At 42.7% G+C, this 21,010-nt stretch carries 13 protein-coding genes and 1 pseudogene; 13 read left to right on the forward strand and 1 reads right to left on the reverse strand.

All coding sequences use genetic code 11. The annotated features are described in order from the left end of the window. The first annotated feature begins 116 nt into the window (after positions 1-116). From A7985_RS00665 to A7985_RS00685, 5 genes are all read left to right on the forward strand, one after another. Complete coding sequence (locus A7985_RS00665) at positions 117-1,244, forward strand: M14 family metallopeptidase (RefSeq protein WP_065788526.1); 1,128 nt, start codon at positions 117-119, stop codon at positions 1,242-1,244. Between the two features lie 68 nt (positions 1,245-1,312). Continuing rightward, the gene (locus A7985_RS00670) at positions 1,313-3,025 is read left to right on the forward strand and encodes an alanine/glycine:cation symporter family protein (protein ID WP_065788527.1); all 1,713 of its coding nucleotides are present in this window, start codon (positions 1,313-1,315) and stop codon (positions 3,023-3,025) included. 72 nt (positions 3,026-3,097) lie between these two features. Next, positions 3,098-3,424 carry a hypothetical protein gene (locus A7985_RS00675; protein WP_065788528.1) on the forward strand — a complete coding sequence of 109 codons (327 nt, stop codon included), beginning with the start codon at positions 3,098-3,100 and terminating at the stop codon, positions 3,422-3,424. Positions 3,425-3,426: 2 nt separating this feature from the next. Next, positions 3,427-3,708 carry a YeaC family protein gene (locus A7985_RS00680; protein WP_063358365.1) on the forward strand — a complete coding sequence of 94 codons (282 nt, stop codon included), beginning with the start codon at positions 3,427-3,429 and terminating at the stop codon, positions 3,706-3,708. Next, a complete protein-coding gene (locus A7985_RS00685) occupies positions 3,698-6,382 on the forward strand; it encodes a DUF349 domain-containing protein (RefSeq protein ID WP_065788529.1) in 2,685 nt (894 codons plus the stop codon). The genes A7985_RS00680 and A7985_RS00685 overlap by 11 nt, the downstream gene beginning before the upstream one ends. A gap of 201 nt (positions 6,383-6,583) precedes the next feature. On the opposite strand, the gene A7985_RS00690 is transcribed toward A7985_RS00685, so the two are convergent. Then, the gene (locus A7985_RS00690) at positions 6,584-8,578 is read right to left on the reverse strand and encodes a putative Ig domain-containing protein (RefSeq protein ID WP_141685234.1); all 1,995 of its coding nucleotides are present in this window, start codon (positions 8,576-8,578) and stop codon (positions 6,584-6,586) included. Between the two features lie 276 nt (positions 8,579-8,854). On the opposite strand from A7985_RS00690, the gene A7985_RS00695 reads away from it, so the two are divergent. From A7985_RS00695 to A7985_RS27215, 8 genes and pseudogenes are all read left to right on the forward strand, one after another. Next, complete coding sequence (locus A7985_RS00695) at positions 8,855-9,925, forward strand: hypothetical protein (protein WP_065788531.1); 1,071 nt, start codon at positions 8,855-8,857, stop codon at positions 9,923-9,925. Positions 9,926-9,958: 33 nt separating this feature from the next. Then, positions 9,959-10,702 (forward strand): hypothetical protein, encoded by a 744-nt coding sequence (locus A7985_RS00700; RefSeq protein ID WP_065788532.1) that lies wholly within the window; start codon positions 9,959-9,961, stop codon positions 10,700-10,702. Beyond that, positions 10,692-13,214: a hypothetical protein gene (locus A7985_RS00705; protein WP_065788533.1), complete on the forward strand. Its 2,523-nt coding sequence runs from the start codon at positions 10,692-10,694 to the stop codon at positions 13,212-13,214. Before A7985_RS00700 ends, A7985_RS00705 begins: the two co-directional genes overlap by 11 nt. Before the next feature lie 4 nt (positions 13,215-13,218). Next, positions 13,219-13,833, forward strand: a complete 615-nt coding sequence (locus tag A7985_RS00710; RefSeq protein WP_065788534.1) for a hypothetical protein — start codon at positions 13,219-13,221, stop codon at positions 13,831-13,833. Next, entirely contained in the window at positions 13,826-14,248 is a 423-nt protein-coding gene (locus tag A7985_RS00715) for a hypothetical protein (RefSeq protein WP_065788535.1), read from the forward strand. The genes A7985_RS00710 and A7985_RS00715 overlap by 8 nt, the downstream gene beginning before the upstream one ends. A 3-nt stretch (positions 14,249-14,251) precedes the next feature. Continuing rightward, the gene (locus A7985_RS00720; protein WP_065788536.1) at positions 14,252-14,896 is read left to right on the forward strand and encodes a hypothetical protein; all 645 of its coding nucleotides are present in this window, start codon (positions 14,252-14,254) and stop codon (positions 14,894-14,896) included. Between the two features lie 16 nt (positions 14,897-14,912). Continuing rightward, the gene (locus A7985_RS26335; RefSeq protein ID WP_065788537.1) at positions 14,913-19,313 is read left to right on the forward strand and encodes a matrixin family metalloprotease; all 4,401 of its coding nucleotides are present in this window, start codon (positions 14,913-14,915) and stop codon (positions 19,311-19,313) included. 7 nt (positions 19,314-19,320) lie between these two features. Beyond that, positions 19,321-20,655: pseudogene (locus tag A7985_RS27215) on the forward strand (thrombospondin type 3 repeat-containing protein); the annotation flags it as partial. Positions 20,656-21,010: the final 355 nt, after the last annotated feature.

The following is a 21,010-nucleotide window of genomic DNA, read 5'->3' on the forward strand; positions in this document are numbered from 1 at the left end:
TGTGGTAGGCTTTCCACAGTTTTTAGCTACATCTAGCTAACATGAATAACAACTCATTGTTTTGTTGGAAAGGCGCAATTTAAAGGCAATAATTTTGCCAAGTAATTAGGGTAAATATGAGAATCTCAAGTAATTTTGACAGCGGTAATATCAAGGTAATTTCGGCTGAGCAGCCTCACGATATTCAGCTAGAAATCAACAAAGACAACAACTCTGACTTTTTTCAATGGTTTCACTTTCGTCTAGAGTCTACACCTTTTGTAGAGCACAAATTACATATTAATAAGTTGGCCGAGTCAGCTTACCCAGAAGGGTGGGATGATTATCAGGCTGTTGCCTCATATGACAGACAAACTTGGTTCAGGGTGCCAACTGAATATAAAGATGGGCAGTTAGTCATTAATTTTGAGCCAGAATACAGCCACACATTTTTCGCATATTTTGCACCATATAGTTATGAGCGCCACCTAGACTTGCTATACAGGGCACAAAGCCATGATGCTTGTCAGATCCAAACTTTAGGTCAAACCATTGACGGCAGAGACATGAGTTTGCTTGTTATTGGTGAGCCAAGTGAAACTAAAAAGAAAATTTGGATAACAGCGCGTCAACACCCAGGTGAGACGATGGCTGAGTGGTTTGTTGAAGGGCTGCTAGAAAAGCTACTAGATGATGAAGATCCACATGCAGCTGCTTTATTGTCAAAATCTGTATTTTATATCGTGCCTAATATGAACCCAGATGGCAGTGTAAGGGGTCACTTACGCACGAATGCAAACGGCGTGAATTTGAATCGTGAGTGGCAAACGCCAAGTATCGAAAATTCACCGGAAGTCTATTACGTATTAGAAAAAATGCGTGAAGTCGGTCTAGATATGTATCTAGATATTCATGGTGATGAAGCGCTACCGTATAACTTTGTGGCCGGTAGTGAAGGTATTCCAAGCTATGATGCACGTCTAGAGAGCCTTGAAAACCAGTTTAAAGATGCGCTTTTAACAATAACACCTGATTTCCAAGACGTTTACGGCTACCCTAAAGACGAACCTGGTCAAGCTAACTTAACAGTGGCGTCTTGTGCAGTAGGTGAAGAATTTAAAGCTCTGGCTTACACGATAGAAATGCCGTTTAAAGACAATGCGGATTTACCTGATCCGCATTATGGCTGGTCTGACAGACGTTCATACCAGTTTGGACAAGATACATTAGCTGCAATTGTGAAAGTTGTAGATAATCTAAGATAATCAACAGTAAGGCAGCCTTTTGGGTTGCCTTTTTTATTTATATAACAACAACTAGAAGAGGAAGTGTCGTGGACGTATTAGGAAGTTTTCTTGATAGCCTAGATGCCATGCTTGGAGGCTCGTGGTGGTTTCCATATGTATTATTGGGGGTGGGTTTCTTTTTTACGGTGTATTTGAAGTTCCCGCAAATTCGCTATTTTAAACATGCTTGTCGTGTTGTGACTGGCAAGTACGACAAGAATGCACATGAAGGTGACACAACGCACTTCCAAGCGTTGTCTACGGCATTATCCGGTACGGTCGGTACAGGTAATATTGGCGGGGTAGCGCTGGCAATTTCAATCGGTGGCCCGGCTGCGCTATTTTGGATGTGGATGACTGCATTTTTTGGTATGACAACCAAATTTGTGGAAGTCACACTGTCTCATAAATATCGTGTGAAAACAGCAGACGGCACGATGGCTGGTGGTCCAATGTACTACATGGACAGACGCCTAAACATGAAGTGGTTGGCGGTACTATTTGCTGTTGCAACCGTTATCAGTTCCTTTGGTACTGGCAGCTTGCCGCAGATCAACAACATCGCACAAGGTATGGAAGCCACTTTCGGGTTTGAAAGAATGGCAACGGGTGCCGTATTATCGATCTTACTGGCACTCGTTATATTAGGTGGTATTAAACGCATCGCTGCAATTACGTCTAAAGTCGTGCCGGTCATGGCTGCGGTATACATATTTGGTGCGTTTGCGGTTATTTTCTACAACATCGAAAACATTGGCCCTTCATTTGTTTCTGTATTCACTAATGCATTTTCTGGCTCAGCAGCTGCGGGTGGCTTTTTAGGTGCGTCATTTGCTTATGCATTTAATCGTGGTGTTAACCGAGGTTTATTCTCAAACGAAGCGGGTCAAGGTTCTGCTCCTATCGCCCACGCATCAGCAAAGGCAGATGAACCTGTGTCTGAGGGGATGGTATCTATATTAGAGCCATTCATAGACACCATTATCATTTGTACGTTGACGGGCTTAGTTATTTTATCGTCTGGCGTTTGGACAGAGAAGTTTGACACTGAATTTGAACGTTCCGGCATGACCTTTATTAAAGGCAACTATGACGAAGCAAACGAAGCTGATAGAGAACAACTATACAAGTATTTAAACGGCTATTCAGACCATCAAGTTGAAGAGTATAATGGGGCGATTCAAGTCGTTCAGGGCATTGCGGTCAATAAAGACTTTACGGTGCTGCATTCTCGTTCAATTGGTGAAGATATCCGTTTTGGAATTTCAGACCAACATCAATATACCGGCACGGTTCAAATAGAAGGTGGCACGCCAGCAGATCCAAGCATCACAATTCATGGTAAGTCTTTGGTTCACTCCGCAGAGTTGACAACTAAAGCATTTACTCGCGGCTTCTTTGGAGAAAGTGGCCAGTATATTGTTTCTATCGGGCTATTACTGTTTGCGTTTTCGACAGCGATCGCATGGTCTTATTACGGCGACCGTGCAATGACTTATTTATTGGGGCCGCGCTCGGTTATGCCGTATCGAGTATTTTATGTTGCAGGCTTCTTTTGGGCATCATTTGCAGATACGACTTTAATATGGAAATTAGCTGCTGTGGGCATTGTCGTTATGACGTTACCAAACTTGTTCGGCATATTCGTTTTAAGAAAAGAAATGAAAGAAACCGTTGATGATTATTGGGAAAAGTTTGAAAAAGAAAAAGGTCAAGCTTCTGGAGACGATAAAATCGAAAAATCTCGCGATTTCCAATAAGACAAATTAGCTGAAACCAAGTAGAATAGGGCGCCATCTGGCGCCTTATTTTTTATTCGGAGTAACTAGAGTATGGCAATTGCCCAATGCCCCAGTTGTAATAAATCGATTTCTTCTAAGCATACAGTTTGCCCTCATTGCGATGCGGAAATTGGCAAAATAAGTGAAGACGAATTACGTCGTTTATCTGTAAGAAATCGTATAAAGAAGCAGCAGAGCATTATGAACTATTCTTTTTTAGCTCTGATTTTATTCTTAGGTGGCTTTTTATATTTGTACTGGCAACATCCAGTCGAGGGCAGCATTGAGATGTATGCCGCCAAATCAGCTATCGGAATCGGCATGGTTTGGTATTTAATTAATCGCGTGATCTTAGTAATTTTGAAAAAGAAAAAGTGACGATGAATGTAGAAAACTTGGTAAGTAGCATTACCCCAGAATTATTTGAGCGCTTACAATACGGTGCCTCTACGGGCCGTTGGCCTGATGGCACTGAACTGACCGAAGCGCAAAAAGAGCAGACTGTTCAACTCGTCATGTTGTATCAAGCAAAAGTCGCAAAGTCGAATGAGCAATTTACGATAAATGAAGACGGTGAAATGGTTCAAAAGTCAAAACGAGAATTGCAAAAAGAATTTAAAGCAGAAAACGAAATAGCTAGGTTCACTGAAAATGATCTTTAAACACTTATTTACACCTAAATGGAAGCACCCTAAAGCGCAAGTGCGTTTAGCGGCGGTGGATAAATTAGACATAACCAAGGATGCGGAAGCACTTACAACACTGGCACTAGAGGACGACTCGATACAAATAAGAAAAAAGGTCCTCAACAAAATTGATGATTTGGGCTTATGGTGGAAAGCTTACAAACAAGACCAAGCACTTAAAGAAGTTGCCGAGCAGCATATAAACCAAGCTGTACTTTCTGGCTCACAGATGTTGAGTAATGAAATTAGAGAAGAGTACATCGATAGATATGCACCAGTTAAAACGCTAGAGAAGCTCGCTTTTTCGGATATTGCTTTGACTCAAAGAGTCAAGCTATTGAAAAGAATTGCAAATGCTAAGCTAATTGAAAAAGCGTTCAAAGAGGGTGATGAGTCTTTTCAAGTGGCCCTTATAGACTTGGTGTTCCAGTATGAATTAACTAAGCCCGTCTTTAAAAGTGCGCAAGGAGAGGCGAAAGCTAAAATTGAGGCACATATAGAAACTGCGAGGCTAGCTAAGGTGATGCCTAAGCAAGTTGCTGAGCAAGTGAAGTTGATCTTGGCAAAATTTAACGCATTACGTGAAAAGCTAGACTATCAAGTAGTCGACTCACAATTTAAAGATCTCAGTCAGCAATGGCAAGCTTTAGAGCTAAAGTGGCTAGACGAAGAAACACTGGCTACGCAATCTAGTAAGTATGAAAAACTGACGGAAAAGCTAACGTCACATATCGCTAAGCTAAAAGTGCAGCACGAAGAAAAGCTAGCTGAACAAAAAGCGCAAGCAGATAAACTTCAAGCAATTGAAGAAACCAAAACGCAATGTTGTGAGCTTGAGTCTGTATTGACTGACGCCGTTAAAAAGCTAGATGTAGAGTCGCAGGCACCTTTACAAGCTAAATATGCACAATTGGCAAAACGACTAGAAGAGTCTGCGTATCGAGAAAGTCGTGAATTCCAGACCTTTTTTGAAAAGCTCAAAGAGCTTGAGAAAGTACTGAGCCAACTTCCTGAAATGATTGCCGCCAGTAAAGAGTTTCAGTCATCTCTAGAAGAGCTCGCTAAAATTGAAGCCAGCGAAGACATTGCTCAATTAGATAGCCTACTCATAGAGCAAAAGCGTGCATATCAAGTATGCAACAACGCATTAAAACAGTTGCCTTATGAATTGAAAAAGCAAGCTAAAAAAGAACTTGGGGACGTTTCTAAGTCGTTTTTAACTGCAATGAAGCCGCTAGTAGATAAGCAACAGCAATTATTAAAAGAAGCACGCAAAAAAGCACGTGATGTGCAAAGGCTCATTGAACAAGGCCGCTTTAATATTGCTTTTGGTGTATTCAACGGATTTACAGAGAGCTATGAGCAACTTACTGACGGCCACAAAGAGCAAGTTGCAAAGCAACAAGAATCTCTTCAATCTCAATTAGCAGAAGTGAAAGATTGGCAGCGTTATGCGTCAGCTCCTAAGCGTACCGAACTGCTAGCGCAACTAGACGAAAAGTTAGGTGAATCTGATATTGATCCTAAAACTCGCGCAGCAGACGTTAAAATGTTGCGAGTGCGTTGGAACGAGCTCGGACGTATAGAAAGTGAAGAAGAGAAGCAGCAAGCTAAACAGTTTGATGAGAAAATTGAGCTGTTATTTGCCCCTTGTCGCGCATACTTTGCAGAGCAAGAAGAAGTACGTAAAAAGATTATCGTAGATAGAGAAAAACTGATTGTTGAAATGCAAGCGCTTGTGGACTTCTCAGTTGACGAAGAGGGAAGCTGGCGTAAGTTAGAAAGCCAGTTTAACCGTATTAACAAGCTTTGGCGCGGTGCGGGCAGCTTAGACGCTCAAACTTACCAAGCATTAAATGGAAAATATCGAGATGCCTACGCTCAGACTAGCGAACGTTTGAAGTCTCACCATCAAGACAATGCCCAGCAAAAGCAGTCATTGGTTGATGAAGCGAAAGCGCAAATTGACAATGACAATGTTGCTGATGCGTGTGAAGCACTAAAGTCATTGCAAAAGCAGTGGCAAACCATTGGGTTTGCAGGCAGCAAAAATGAACATGTACTGTGGCAAACCTTCAGAAAACACAATGATGCGGTATTTGCTAAAAGAGAAGAGCTTGTAGCACAGCAAAAACGCGAAAATGCCGAATTGGAAACAGAACAGAGGCAAGTACTTGCTAACTTCGACAGTGCGGTGATTGAAGCAAAAACTCAGTCTGAACTGAGTCAACTGCAAGAAGATATATCTGCATTGGAAGTCCTTGGTGGCCTAAGTAAAATCAAAAAAGCACTGCTTGAACAAGTTAACATTAAATTGAATGAGCTATTCTCTACTCTAAATAGAGAAAAGTTCACCGAGTTATTGAATGCGGTTGCACAGGGCAGCGATATACCAGCGTGCTGGCAGGGTAAAAACTCGCTAGATCTCAATGCTAACAGCCTACTACTGAGGCTAGAAATCCTGACTAATGTAGACTCACCAGCGGGTGAGCAGCAGTCAAGAATGGCAGAGCAAGTCGCGTTGCTGGATGAAAAGCTGCAAGGGGAGTCTCATAAACTCGACTTTTACCTTGTATGTTATTTGGCTCAAACTAATGCTGAGGGCGAAGAGTTAGACTCTGAGCGCTTGCTTAAAGTGCTAAATGCATAAATCAATTTAAAGGCCCGCAGGGGTCTTTTTAATGCTTAGTTGGAATATAAAACTAACCCTTTTCAGTTTTTTATCATCATTAAAAAGGCGGTGATAAATACAGTTGCTAGACGATATAGTGTTTAAATTTGACGACGTCATCTGGTCTGAATTGAAAAAGCCCCAATGTTGGGGCTTTTTGCTTTTGAGTAGGTTTACAGGTTAAGTGTCACAAGGCGGAAACAATGCGGATACATCGATTGAATATGACTGTTCAACTGTTTGTCCATCCACAGTCGCCAATACAGTCACAGGGAACTGCCCAAAAGTCGCTTCGGGTGGTGTCCAAGTTATTCGGTTGCCGTTGAGAGACATACCACTGGGTGCATTCAATAAACGGAATTCGACCGGCTCTTCAGAGTCTACGCTTAACTCATAGATGTATTGTTGCTTGCTATAGGCTTGGGTATCTGGTGTTGAGGTAAATACATGCTGCCTTTGCTCGGTTTCTATGCGCAAGTGCTGCTTGTTGATTTTAGCAATGTTGCCATTAAACCAAGTTTCGACGTAGTCATTGGTTTGTTGTACTACGACCCAAACAGAACCGCTGGGTACATTGCCAACAATCACATTATTCGTATTGTACACGTCAGATTGAGCGATTGCCTCTGCACATATTCCTTGGCTTTGCGACAGGTAGCCTTTTGCGTAGGCCCAGCGAGGCTCGTTATCAAACCACATATTTGCCCAATTACCATTTTGACCTAAAAGCGCATATTGCTCTGTGGCGTGTAAATAACCAACCTTTTCACTGGAGCTTGAATTACTGGCGCGGACGTTCACATTTTTGACCCCTTCCACGATTGCACAGGAGGCCTGATCCAACTCGGAAACTTCAATATCGAAAGATTGCTTAAGTTCACTTTTACTGACATCCATAGCGGCAATTTGAACGGTGTGCTTGCCGACTTGTTGTGCTGTAGGCTTCCAAACTAGCGCGCCTTCATTGAGCGTCATGCCAGCAGGTGATTGAGTCAGTTTAAAAGTGACATTTTGTTGGTTATTTAAGCGTGGATAATATTGAAATGAAGCCCCTACGTATGCTTTACCACTTGGGATGGATTCAAACTGCCAGTTATCGTGAACAGGCAAAAGCTGGCTGTGAGATTTACGAATATAGCCAAGCTGATTTTGCCAGTGGATTTGGTACCAATCATCGACTTCTTGAAGTACTACAAAGTGAGTATCTGGCTGCACCAGAGCGTGTTGATTAGAGTCGATCTCAGCAGAGATATTGACAGGCGTTTCTTTGGTAATTGCAATGCAGCGGCCACCGCCTTGAGTTAAATACCCTTTTGCATATGACCAAGCTTGTTGGCCTTCAAACCAAATGTTTTTCCAATTGCCGTTTTCACCAATTAACGAATACTGCTCTTTTGAGCGAATATAGCCAATTTTTTGTGCGCTTCCATTTGGATGGGCTCTGACATTAACCCCCTTAATACTTTCAACAATTTGGCAGTTTGCTTGCGTCGCTGGTAGTACGGTTAGCGTGTATTCATGCTCTATGATTTGGCCATTCGATGCTGTCCCTCGCCATTTGATAGTGTGACTTCCTAATTCACTTTCCGTAGGTTGCCAAAATAAAGTGTCGCCCTCCAACTGATGGCCAGTAGGGGCAGAAATTAATTGCCAAGTAATGTTTAGGTTAGAGGAAGTAATGGGTTGATAAGAATAGTAAGTACCAACAAATGCGAACTCATTAGAGCGCGACAAAATATTGATATCAATATGATCTAGTTGCTTTTTTAAATAAGCTCTTTGATTAGCAAACCAAACTTCATACCAAACCGGGGTATGGGATTGAATGACCCATTTTGATTCACTGGGTGCAGTGCCATATACTTCACTCGTATCATCTAGGCCAGCATGTACCTGCTGCACCTTGGTCAATGTGGTGCATTCACCTTGCTTTTCTTCTAAGTAACCTTTGCCATAAGACCAGCGCGGCTGTCCGTCATACCAATAGTTATACCAATTTCCGCTTTTTTGAATTAATGCGTATTGTCCACCCTTTGAAAAGTAACCAACCTTAGTCGATGAAGAGTTAGGTTCGGCTCTCACGTTTACGCCTTTGATACTCTCAACAATATCGCAGGTAGCGAACGAAAATGGGGAAAATAAGAGCAGGTTTAGGAGGCCTATTTGGGGTTTCATTACTGCAAGTCCATGTCTAAGTCTGACTAAAAATGGCGCGATAATATATTTGCATTGTTTGGCGGTCAACAAATATATATAAAGTTTTACGAGTTTAATAATATTTTCATATCTAATCGGAGGTGATTTTACTAATTAACGAAACTCTCTTCCGTTGGGCGTTTTTATGTTGTTTTAGTTACATAAAAATAATACTTTTTAATTATTATTCTTGACAGGGATCTTGTTTTTCATATAATTCGTCCGCCGTTCAGGGACGAGATAAAAGGTGTATTAATGGTTCTAAAGCAAAATATTGTCAATTTTAAGGTTAAAATAGTTCTGCTATTTGCTTTATCTTTATTTAATTATTCAGCTTATGCATTATCTCTTGCTGATGTAAGCCGCATTACTCAGCAAGTTAATGCGCTCTCTTCACAACCAGATAAAGGACTTGATCAGATACCACAGCTCGTTACCCAGTTAAACGCGTTAGAAGCCGAATATCAAAATGAACGTTTAAAAGACAATGCTAATTTGGGCGAGCTTGAAAAAGTTAATACTTCGATCTTAAGCACAAAGCTTAGACTTTCTAACCATGTATACGAACAAAGGTTATATTCGGCTTTGCAAAACAGCATGATTGAGTTGGCATCAGAGACAAGCACTGCTGCAATCGCGCATAAAAGCTTTGCACTTAATATATTCATTGCAGGTCCATCATCACAGAGTAAACAGTACTTTACTCGCTACCTTAATGACGAGATGGCTGGCGGGTTCAAGCTGCGCGAAGCGATATTGTATTTCACTTTTCATCCAAATAATGATGTCGAGAAGCATATCAAATTGCTCGCCAGTGAAAAGGTGCATCCAATTTTTAGAGGGCCAGCAAGTTGGGTGTTTGGTAAATTGAGCTCGAAAGACGACTCAGTGGCAATCGCGCAGCTAACACGTGCACTCAATCAATCTATTCTTGATAACTATGGCTTTGAAACCAAGATTTTAGGTGTTTTAGGTTTAGCTGAAGTCGCAAGCCTTGACTACTTTAAAGCGAATTTCACGAGTGTGGGTTTGGACAAAAATCTACAAAATCTAGGTGTCCGATACATTACTTTTAAAAGGGCCAATGCCGTTAAAAAACAAGCGCTAATAGTCAATACCTATGCCTCAGAAATGAATCATTATGAACGCGCAGAGGCAATTGCTTTTATTTTAGAAAATAATCTAAAAGATGTTTTGAAGCAGCTAAAACTGCTGGTTGACTCAGATAAAGGCCTAATTGTAGAGCAAGAGCTGTCGAAGGTAGCGAATATACTAGGTTATTCCATTTCGGGTAGCGCTGATAACCCTATAATTTCTATTAAATAAATGGGCTTAAGGCTTATTTAAAAGGTGTCAGTTATGTTTATGATTTTGCGTATTTTCACATTGATATTGGTGTCATCACTATTAGCCAGTTGTGACTTTTTAGATGACTCCTTTGGCTATCGGGGGCCTATTGAAATCACCATAAAAACCAGCGATGGCAGTAAACCGAATTTTCCTTTTGTCGTCACATCAGGCTACGCAGAAAGCTGCGGACATGGAGGGTGTGGTATTGAATTTGGATATAACCACGTCAAAACCGGATTCGCTGGAGATGCGATTAGATTTCCTAGAGAGCATCTTGATTTACTTCGCCCAAACGCATACGCAAGCATTACTTTTATCGTTATGCACCCCAATTACAAACAAGTTGTATTGAGTCAAGGCTATGCGCCGAGCAAAGCGGATGACCCAATAAAAGTGGACATTGTCGTGACGCCTTTCGAGACATTTATGGCGCAATGGAGCGACATAGCGGTAAAAGCGAAGCTCGACATGGCGCAAGCTGTACCAGACAGCGATGACTATGACAAATTAGAAATTCAATATCGTAACCGTCGATTTGAACTAGGGCGTTCAATTGTATCCCATATTCAAATTATAAAACGGGACTATCTGGTTCAATTTGAGGGCGTTCTAAAACAAAAAATAATAGAGAAATATCGTCCTATTTTTAAGCAGTGGTACTTCAGTGTTCCCGAAACAGATTGTTGGAGTTCTGTTAAGTGTCAAAGACAAATACAAAAACCTAATCGAATAATGGAATATAATGGACTATAGCGTACCTACCACTATAAAAAAGATCATCTTAGTCTCGGCAATTGCCTCTAGTGATTGGTGTTCAGCGCATGACACCAATACGAGTCACCCACGAATTACAGAGGTGATTATCAAATCAATTGAAAGTCAGGACATCGAGGTAAATGCATACCATCAGCTTTACCAGCATCACCCGAAATATCGCACGGCGCAATATGGGGAAGCGCGCTATACAGTTCCTCTAGATTCATCTTATCCCTATTTATGGGGTTATGATCCTAAATTCAGGGATAAGATTCAAAAGGCGATTGACGAAGACGATGATGCTCCAAACTACAAAGCGTTTAGAAAGCTAAGTCTCGATGTGATTGATGGGGTTGTGATGGAGGACACGCCAGACAGCAGAGTAATGTCTCACTTTCAACATGCTTATACGGGCTCTCCATTGTCAATCGATGACTGGTTGGACTCTATTACATATTATGTCGATTGGATTTATGGGACCGTTGAGCCCAGCGAGATTACAGCGGGGCGTTTTTTCAATAAAGCCATTACAACAATGGGCTATATAAACAGCATAACTGATTTAAGAGAAGCGCAACCAGACAAAAGTTGGACTTTGGAACAGCATGGCCGAGAGCTGAGTGGCGCCAAAGCGATGTGGTTATTTGGTCATGCTTTACACCACGCAGAAGATATGATGTCTATTGCTCATGTGCACAATGATGCACATTTAACTCGGTTAAAAGACCAGCTAGGGGAGCCAGATGATTACGAGGCACATTTTATTCCAAGTAAAATATATGAGTTTATAAATAGGCAAGATATAGACAAGTGGTTTGTTGAAGTAGCAAAGCACAAATTAATTACTTCAGCGGACCAAATTTGGTCGCGTAAGACAAGTCCTCAAGGTTATTCGCAGCTCAACACGCTGACTGACCCTAACAATATGTCCAGAGGTATTTACAACACGGCATTATTTCAAGCTGACTTATCTTATGACGTTGAGATGAGAGATACGAGGCTGTTTACCCACCCCATATCCGTACTGATAGAGAATAATATAAAAGCTTGGAATATTGATGTAGAAGCAACGAAAGCGGCTTATCGTGCGGCTAATAAGCTATGCGGAAAGGGTGAGCTAAGCAAAATGTTCTACTTCGGAGCGCTTTCTGATTTTGATAGCGATTTGGGCCCAAAGATAGATGCATGTGGCTTAAAGCTCAATGTTTGGTCCAGATCTTCGCTGCCGCAATATGAGATTATGCATGCTGCTGCAGATAGCTTTGGAGATAGGGGAGACTTCAATGTTCACGAGTTTAAACTTGCCGGAAAGTTAAATAGTTTGTTCGCCGAATGGTGGGAAGCTAGCGCATTTGGTGGACCGCAAGGGTATTACTATATAGAACAAACAATGAAAGGTGTGACCTATGAAGGGGAGGTTGCTGGGCGTCAGATATCGCCCGGAGAGGTTTTACTGAGACCGGTTTATATAAGACAAGATATTACCAAGCCATTTTCAGCCTCAAACCCATTGATAAAAACATGCGATCTTTGGTCAAAGCAGGAGTTAAGGTGTTTTCGAGGTGACAGCCTTTTGGAGCGTTATGCAGAAAAGCTCATCCCGTATTCCATGGAGTTTTTAGTCGGCTACAGCCAGTTTTTTTATGACATTGCTAACTTGCCACCTTATTTGCAGCAGGTTGAGGTTATTCAACAAGAGCGTAAAAGCTATGGTATGAGGTGGTTAGGTGAGGTCAAATCAGATGGGCGCATAGAAATGACGGATGAGCGAGGCCAAGGTAGCCATAGCACAGAATATTTCAGCTATATCTCTGGGCGTTACAAGGTGCAAACAATTCCGCACTTGAGCTTTATGACTCAAGAACAGGATTTAACTGTGCAGCTCAAGTTTAACGAAGTGATTAGACATCCGCAGTTGAAAGACAGTGCATTTTCACTTGGCCTGTCATTCAATGGCAATGAGGCTGTTTTTGACAACAACGATTTATCGTTTTCGATATTACCTTCAGATACTTACAAAGGATGCCAGATACTTGGTGAAGAAGGCAGTGAGACGAGCAATTGCTGGCGAGTGCGTGTGCCCGCGAATGCGCTTAAAAGCCTGTTCAGTGATGACTTAAATGGCCGCGTTACACTGCTGGTGAAAGCCGCAGATGTAAATAATCATAGAGATTCGAAAGGCTTTCCAAGCAATGATTTAAATCACGGTGCACTACTGGACGCGACCCCGCAATCTCCAGCAAGACGTTATGTGACTCGGTCAGGCCCTGAATTCACAATTTTTGATGATGGCAAAAATAAGTTTACCTCTCGAGAAAATCGCTACTTTTGGCACTCTGACACAACGAGCCCGGGTGACATGTTTGGTTTGAGCAGTGAGGAAAAAGGCGCATTTGCATATCACCCAGGTTATGACAAAAACCATGTTTTGCTGTTCGACAGCAGTGCACCTGAAATCAGATTAAATGTTTCTCAGGGCTCAGCAACACCAGAGAAAAAGGAGTTATAAGCCGATGTATTTACGCACTTGGTTAGTATTACTGATGTTTATCAGCAGTTACAAGGCTGGAGCCATTGATCTTACTCAGCAGATACGCGCTGCTGACAATGTGGTGCAAGGTCGAGTTATGTCGAAAAGCAGTGAATGGGTCGACGGTAAGATTGTTACACGCCATCGCATTTTGGTGAGAGATGATTTAGTTGCAAGTACCTATGGGATAGCTGGGAAAAGCGAATTATATATCGTCCAAGCGGGTGGTAGCGCCATGCACCCGACGTTAAATGTCATGATATCTCAGTCTATTTCACATCAAGTTAAATTAAATGTGGCAGATGAAGCGATATTCTTCACCCGTAATACGGTATCTGGTACGCAGCAATTAGTCAGTGGCACAGATTCGGTGCTACGCCTAAGTGGCATTGGCACAGATAAAGTGACTTTGCCAGCTTTAAAGCAACTGAAAGTTGTACCATCTCACAAAATAGATGTGCAAGCACAACAGCCATCTGTTGCTAAGTCCAGCAAAGCTGTGCTTCAGCAAGAAGCGTTAACATTACCCAATGCTAAAAAGCGTATCTGGCAATTGATTAAACAGACTAGAGTAAAGGGAGAAAAGGGCAATGTATAAGCTTATTGTTGTTTTATTACTCACATTTATCGGTATAAAAGCCGCCAATGCCGTACAGCAGTCGAGCGCAGTGCATGCTTTGGATGTCTTGATGCAAACTCAAACGACCGAAGCTCAGCAAACACACCTTTTGCCGATGCAGTCTGTGCCAACAGTGAAAACTAAAGTGCCTGCACAAAATAACGTAAACCGCGCTGAACCCTCTTCAAAAGAGATTCATCTGAACAATAAAAAGATAAAAAAAGTGAATCTAACAAATAAGTTTATTGTTAAGCGTATTAACCCGCAGTCAATTGCATATGGTGCAACCGGTTTACCGAGTTTAAAGCGCCAGCCACAGGTCGTTATTAAAGACAAATCGGTCGAGGGGGCGCGCAAAGACGTGCACGTTGAGTCTGATAAGGAAGGCAACTAAGACATGGAAAAAGTGAGAGTATTGTTTGCGACCATTCTGTCGTTTATCGTGGGAACGGCGCAGGCAGAGTATTTACAATTTAATACGACTGCGCAAACGAGTGAGATCTATTTAAAAACGGCTTTGTCTTTTGAAGGTAGTAAATTGCCTAGTAGGCATCTGCACTTAGGAGTAAAGCAAGCAAATATTGACTCACATATCACTGAGCTTGCCAATCATGGCTTTGAGATTCATTTGCCCAGCCTCGAACAAATGCAATTGAGCGCATCTTTGCCTTATTTGAAAGTGAATAACACAACTTCTGTAGATGGATTGCACTTTTTAGCGGTCCCAGATATTGCAGAGTTTCCACTTGCGGTGAAGGCGCAGTCAAAACACAGCGTATTTCACCTGTCTAATTTTGCATTGCTTGTACCTGTGCAAGCGCTTGATGGCGCACTTGCCATAACCAGTGTTTGGGACCCCAATTACTCAGCGGCAAATATGACTTTGCAATTAGCTCACTTAAATAGCGTGGCGGACAATAACTACGTACTGAACACGTTATGCGAAATTACCTTACCTCAAAAAGTAGGGGTTTCTTTGTTTAAACACACATCACAAGGGCATCTTAAGCAGCTTGCTGTGAGCCACAACTGTATTAACTAATAAAAAGACCAACTTCATGAAAATTGCAAATTGGATTTGCCGACTTTGTACGTTGGCAGCATTTCCTGTGCTTGCTGGTAGCCCTCAGTGGATAATCAACGAGTCAAATCAGATGGTTCCGCTGCGCTGGCACCAAGATCTTTTACCTTATCAATGGCACCTGAACGAAGCGGGGTACGCAGCGGTTGAGTTTGCGACCTTAGAGCAGAGGTTACAGCAAGCTTTTTCGGCTTGGCAGTCACTACCTGACAGCAACGTTGAATTTGTGTATCGAGGCACCACTTTAGAAACTGGTAGAGGGTTGGGAAGCCGCTTGAGTCCATTTATAGATGGCATCAATATCGTGTCATTTAGTAATGGCGAGATGGAGTTTGCTCAAGACGTTCTGGCTGTTTGCGCAACAAGTTGGTTTTATAGTGATATTGTCATCAATGAAGACAATCACGATTTAGATGGTGATGGCAATGGAGATATTCCCCATGGTGTATACCCTGCCGGAACGATTTTTGACGCCGATATTTTCTTTGACGGCGCGAAGGCGTTTTCAGAGCAAAAAATTCATAACGTTGCCCTGCATGAGATAGGGCACTGTTTAGGGTTAGATCACAGCTCTTTTGAATACAGTGTTATGTACCCTGGTAGCGATAACGATCTCGAGCGTGGCGCAAAGCTGAAAATGGATGATATCGCAACGCTGACAAGTTACATGGGCGATGACGATTCGAAGCAGCACTATGGCACCATTCAGGGAAAGGTCGTAGATGGTGTATCTGGTAATACAATTAATGGTGCTCACATCTATGCAATTAACAGCGAGACCTTAGAAAAAGTAGTAGGTACTTACAGCGTTAACGGTGGCGGATATCGTTTACATGTGCCGCTTGGCAAGTATTTCTTAAAGATAGAACCACTGGATGCATCCCACGCGGGGCTCGAAGCTGAACAACTCACCAGTATGATAGGTGTACCAGACTCAACTTTTTTTGAAAGAGAGTATTTTGATGCTGCGGAGTCCTCCTATGAAGCTGGAACAGAAGAGCCTAAGTTATTTGAAGTCACTCCAGGTTCAAAAACCGAAAACATCGATTTTTACATTAATAAAAAGGTGGCCAGTGAATTTGGTTTTTCCTTAAAAAAAGGCTTGAACTACTTTGGTTATCCGCAAAAAGTACCATTTGGCCTCACGTCTCATGATTTGTTGCGACAACTATCTGAATTTATTGGTGTGAATCGTATTGAGCGATTTAACCGTGAAACGGGAGGTTTTGAGTTTGCCTTTATGCTGGATGGTAAACCTCAGGGTATTCAATTTGATATTCAAGAGGGAGAAGGCTATCTGGTTAGCAGTGAAACGGATGGTGAGTTGCTGTTTCCTGGTGAAACCCACTGCCATGCATTTGAACTGCGAAAGGGCTTAAACCTGGTCTCGGTCACTTGTCCACCAGCCAATTTCGACTCTTATCAATTTTTAAGTACATTAGGCCCCAAAACTAAAGTAGAAAGTATTCGCTACTATGATGCTACAACTAAAACGCATCTTGAAACACGTTATCAAGACACACAAGTCATTGGCGATAAATTTGATATTTCTCACGGTATGGCCATTGAAGTTAGGATGCTTTTAGACAGTGGTGTTTTCGAGCTGTCAAAAAAGGAAGTCGCGGCACCAATTATCAACCATATTTCGCCAGGCGTGGCTTTGCCTAATGATTATGTGTTGATATCTGGCCAAGGGTTCATTGCTGATGTCGGTAAAAATGTTGTTCTGCTGGGCGAGCAACGTCTCGCCGTACAAAGTGCATCGCACAATACGTTACTAGCCCAATTACCGAGCGATATAGCGAAGGGAGATTACCAGCTTAGTGTAACAAGCAACGAGTTAACAAGTAATGAAGTAACGCTGGTTGTCGAAAATCAGCATATTAATGAAGCGTCGGATGGCGCAAGCCAACTTCTTTCAGGTATGAAAGTCAATGGCGCAATCCAGACACTTGGCGAGCAAGATGTGTACACTTTCGTTGCGCTGGCAGGCTCGAAACTGAACTTACAGTTGACACCTGTAGACAGCGAACCAAAGTTAAGCTTGCAGCTGATGACGCCAAAAGGCGGGTTGCTACTCAAGCGCGATGCCAACACCCCAGCAAGTACAGTGAGTGTGCAAAACTTTACGCTGCAAGACACGGGTATTTATACCATCGTTGTATCAGCGCAAACCATTGGTAACTATCAACTGAGTTTTGATATTGATGCCCCGCAAGGCGCTGCCCGAACCTCTATTTTACAAGGTGATTTGCAAACGGCGGTAAGAGGCACTGAGCTCCAGCAACCAATATTACTATTACTAACAGACAAACGCGGACAGCCGGTTGCCAACGCAGATGTGGTTATCTCTCAAAAAGCCCCTTCGTCACAGTTAAGTGCCGTGCTTACGCGTGATGGCGTTGCTGCAAGTTCTCACCATGCATTACGTGCGAGTGATTTTTCGGGTGATGTCTATCTTGAAACGCTCAAGTCGGACAACTACGGGATGGTAGCTGTGAACGCGGTAGTTCCTGATTTGGTTGAAAACTTCCAGTTGTTGATTAGTGTTCCAGGTTTTCCAGAGATAAAGCCTGTGCTGATGCATGTCAAAGTCATCAGCGCGCCTGTCGCTAAGGTCTTAATTGATAAAACAGAGCAAAACTGTGGCAGCCTCTGCCCAGTTGGTGCGGAGCTACCGGAGCCGTGGCAAGCCACTTTTCAAGATGCAGACGGTAATGGCATCGAAGGGGTGCCCGTTGAGTGGATTGTCGTTTCTGGTGGTGGGAAACTTGGTGTTGAGTCAGGGAGCACAGATAAAAAGGTTATTCGAACAGAAACTGATGCACAAGGTCAGGTAAAGGTCTATCACAAACTGGGTGAAAAGCTGCATTTAAACGACGATGCCAGTGACCTGTCACAACCTTTGGTTGCAATACCTCAAGTCGTGATGATGTCCGTTCCAGGTCAATCGGCGCCTGTTGTTTACACAGCAGACGCAAGGGCTGGATCAGTTGCGAGTCTAACGCCAAGTCGAATGTCCGAGTTTCAGGTCACATTGCTGACGGTGAACTACAACAGAGTGGGCCTGATTGCAAAAGATGAGTTTGGTAACCCTGTGGCTGATGCTGAAATTAAAGTGATATCACCGAAGTCAGATTCGGGTATTGAGATATTGCCCGGTCGGATTAATGGGGCTCAGTTGAGTGGCAACCGCACTGATGAACGAGGCATTTGGCTAGGCTCTGTGAGTGTAGGTAATGTGATCCCGACAATCGATGAATTTGGTCAAAGAGATACACCGGGGCTTGCACAAACATACAAACTTGTTTTACAAGTCGGCTCACACATGATTGAGTTTGACCTAGATATTGATATGGGGCCAAGGCTGGTGGCTGAGAAGTCAATCATCAATGAATTAGTTGGCCAGCCAGTCAAAGAAGCGCTGTTATTTAAACCACATGCATTCACCCGAGATCTAACTAAGTTACCAGTGACTTCTGACAAAGTATTGTGGGCAGATGTCTATGAGCTAATTGAGGATGGTACGGTCGAGGGCTATCACTGGCAAGGCCCCCAAACCATGTATGTATACAATGATATCAACCGCATACAAGACTTTTCTCAAATTGTGCCCACGGGCCAAAAAGCAGAGGAGATATTCTTTAGTGTATTAAATCAAGAAGAAATCGGCACTGAAATCGAGGCGGTTGATAGTCGATTAGTGTGTACGGAAAATACCAGTAACTTAAGATGCCGAGCACCGCTATACACGCGTTCATACATGCACAGAGCGGGTGCCGTGAAAGTCACCAGTGTGGGTGATTACAATCCTAGAAAACCGATTATTGTCAAGGCTTTGGTGCCAAGCTACACGCATGGCGTGGCTGTAGGTGCATCTCAAGAAAGGCCAAATATTGGTACTTGGATAGATGTGGTCTATGAGCGCACTGTCAAAGACCTAACTGGTTATGTGTATCTTTATCCAGAAGCGGTGAGTTTATCCTTTGTGGCGGAAGATGTTTTTTCTGGAGCTAACCAAGATACAAGCATTTATCCGGGGATTAAAAAAATGAGTGGCATCGACTTGTCCAAGTTAGAAATTACGATGCCAAATGGGGATGTTGTAAACGGTACTAATTTAAAAGATACCATCAAGCTGGCACAAGCGCCTAATTTTGCACAAATCTGGCTAGAGCATCACAAAATAGCAGAGGTAAATGATGCAGTACTCGAAACGAGTCCTCAGCATTTCCAATTAATTTACGAGCCAAAAGCGTCCGAACTTCAATCAGGTAGCAATACCTTTACGCTAAGCATTTCTGATTCAGCTGGTAATGCTACGCAAGAAGTAAGCTGTTCGTTTATTTACCCCACATCGATTCAATGTCAGGAGTAGGGATACGATGAGATTCAAGTTATTAGCTGCGATAGTTTTATATTGGTTGCTGTTTTCAGTTGTATCTGCGGCTGAGTTAGTTAAGTCGAGTGTTAAAACATCTGATGTCAGCACGCGATCTTTTATTGTTGCTTGGTCTGCGCCAAATGATACGCAGGGCACAGTGCACGTGTATTTGGACCCAAAAGGCGAAGTGCCTTATGACCACGCGCATAACGTTCCTCAATTCATCTATGCTGACAATGAACACATCAAACAAGTTATGCAAGCGCAAGGACTGTTTAGAACGCGGGTTCATGGCTTAGCGCCAGATACACACTATTATTTTCGTATTCAACAAGAAAATACTGATGGGACGAGCCAGAGTTTGCCTCAAAATGGGCCTCTTTTTCATGTAAAAACAATGGCACGGGAAAACGTCGTGTTAAATGATACATTAGCGGCGTATATAGAAAGAAAAAGTGAACAAAGCTCACAAGGCAGCTTAGTTTATTTTCAATTTCCAGACGGGGCCTACCCTTTATCCCATATTGTGGGTGACTCATTACCAGAAAATATGGCAGCGGTAAGCTTGTCAAATGTCGCCAATCACGAACAGCACATTCAGTTGCTTCAAAGCAATGTAAAGATCAAGGGACATACCGCCAGTGGTTTGTCTAACGAATCATACACGCTAGCAGAAAACTCACAGGTTGGGCGATTACAGGTTATTCCTTACCCGCTGTTTATTGATGAAGTCAAAGATACTGACTCAGATGGTATTCCAGACTGGTATGAACTGGAAAACGGTTTGAATATACACGTCAATGACGCAGCATTAGATTTGGACAATGATGGCTTATCCAACTACGAAGAGTATACGTTGGGAACAAAATCGAATTCGTCAGACACCGATGGCGATGGACTGAGTGACTATCAAGAGGTAAAGGTTGCTGGCGTGTCTGCAACAAGTGCCGATACAGATAACGACGGCTTGTCTGATTATGAAGAGCTTTCTGTGTATAAAACGGATGCGCTATCAGCGGATACAGATGGAGATGGTTTCTCTGATTCGGATGAAGTTAAGCAAGGGTTTGATCCAAAAAACGCTCAAGAGCACCCACCTTACACGGATGCTGACAATGATGGCGTTGCTGATCGTGTAGACAATTGCCCCGCACTTGCTAACTCAGATCAGCGAAATTCTGATGATGATGTACTAGGGGATGCTTGTGACGATGATGATGACAATGACGGTATAAAAGATTACAAAGATAATGCGCCTTTAATAGCAAACCCTGAGCAAAAGGACAGTGACGCTGACTTAGTGGGGGACATTGTTGACAACTGTCCTCTACATGCTAATCCGCATCAAAATGACAATGACTTAGACGGTTTGGGCGATGAATGTGACACGGACGATGATAATGACACCGTATTAGATTACAAGCAGTTAGGTGAGCCATCAGACCGCGCATTACGCTTGTATGGTTTACGTAGCGTGACAAGTACCAATCTTCGTTTCGCTAAAAATGCCAAGGCTAAGCTGCACTTTGTAAAACAATCGCTGAGTGATAATCAGCAGTTTTTACTTGGTGAGTTTGATTTAAGTCTCCACAAATATAAAACATACCCACTCACACCGGAGCAACAAGCGGTGCAAGGTCAGTTATTGGTGGTGTTAGATGCTGATAATTGTGAATGTGTGATTGTGAATC

This window comes from Pseudoalteromonas luteoviolacea, assembly GCF_001696455.1.
Taxonomy (GTDB): Bacteria; Pseudomonadota; Gammaproteobacteria; order Enterobacterales; family Alteromonadaceae; genus Pseudoalteromonas; species Pseudoalteromonas luteoviolacea_C.

Coding starts and splice junctions, on each gene's coding strand:
- A7985_RS00665 (WP_065788526.1), top strand. CDS start 117: ATGAGAATCTCAAGTAATTTTGACAGCGGTAATATCAAGGTAATTTCG.
- A7985_RS00675 (WP_065788528.1), top strand. CDS start 3,098: ATGGCAATTGCCCAATGCCCCAGTTGTAATAAATCGATTTCTTCTAAG.
- A7985_RS00680 (WP_063358365.1), top strand. CDS start 3,427: ATGAATGTAGAAAACTTGGTAAGTAGCATTACCCCAGAATTATTTGAG.
- A7985_RS00685 (WP_065788529.1), top strand. CDS start 3,698: ATGATCTTTAAACACTTATTTACACCTAAATGGAAGCACCCTAAAGCG.
- A7985_RS00690 (WP_141685234.1), bottom strand. CDS start 8,578: ATGAAACCCCAAATAGGCCTCCTAAACCTGCTCTTATTTTCCCCATTT.
- A7985_RS00695 (WP_065788531.1), top strand. CDS start 8,855: ATGGTTCTAAAGCAAAATATTGTCAATTTTAAGGTTAAAATAGTTCTG.
- A7985_RS00700 (WP_065788532.1), top strand. CDS start 9,959: ATGTTTATGATTTTGCGTATTTTCACATTGATATTGGTGTCATCACTA.
- A7985_RS00705 (WP_065788533.1), top strand. CDS start 10,692: ATGGACTATAGCGTACCTACCACTATAAAAAAGATCATCTTAGTCTCG.
- A7985_RS00710 (WP_065788534.1), top strand. CDS start 13,219: ATGTATTTACGCACTTGGTTAGTATTACTGATGTTTATCAGCAGTTAC.
- A7985_RS00715 (WP_065788535.1), top strand. CDS start 13,826: ATGTATAAGCTTATTGTTGTTTTATTACTCACATTTATCGGTATAAAA.
- A7985_RS00720 (WP_065788536.1), top strand. CDS start 14,252: ATGGAAAAAGTGAGAGTATTGTTTGCGACCATTCTGTCGTTTATCGTG.
- A7985_RS26335 (WP_065788537.1), top strand. CDS start 14,913: ATGAAAATTGCAAATTGGATTTGCCGACTTTGTACGTTGGCAGCATTT.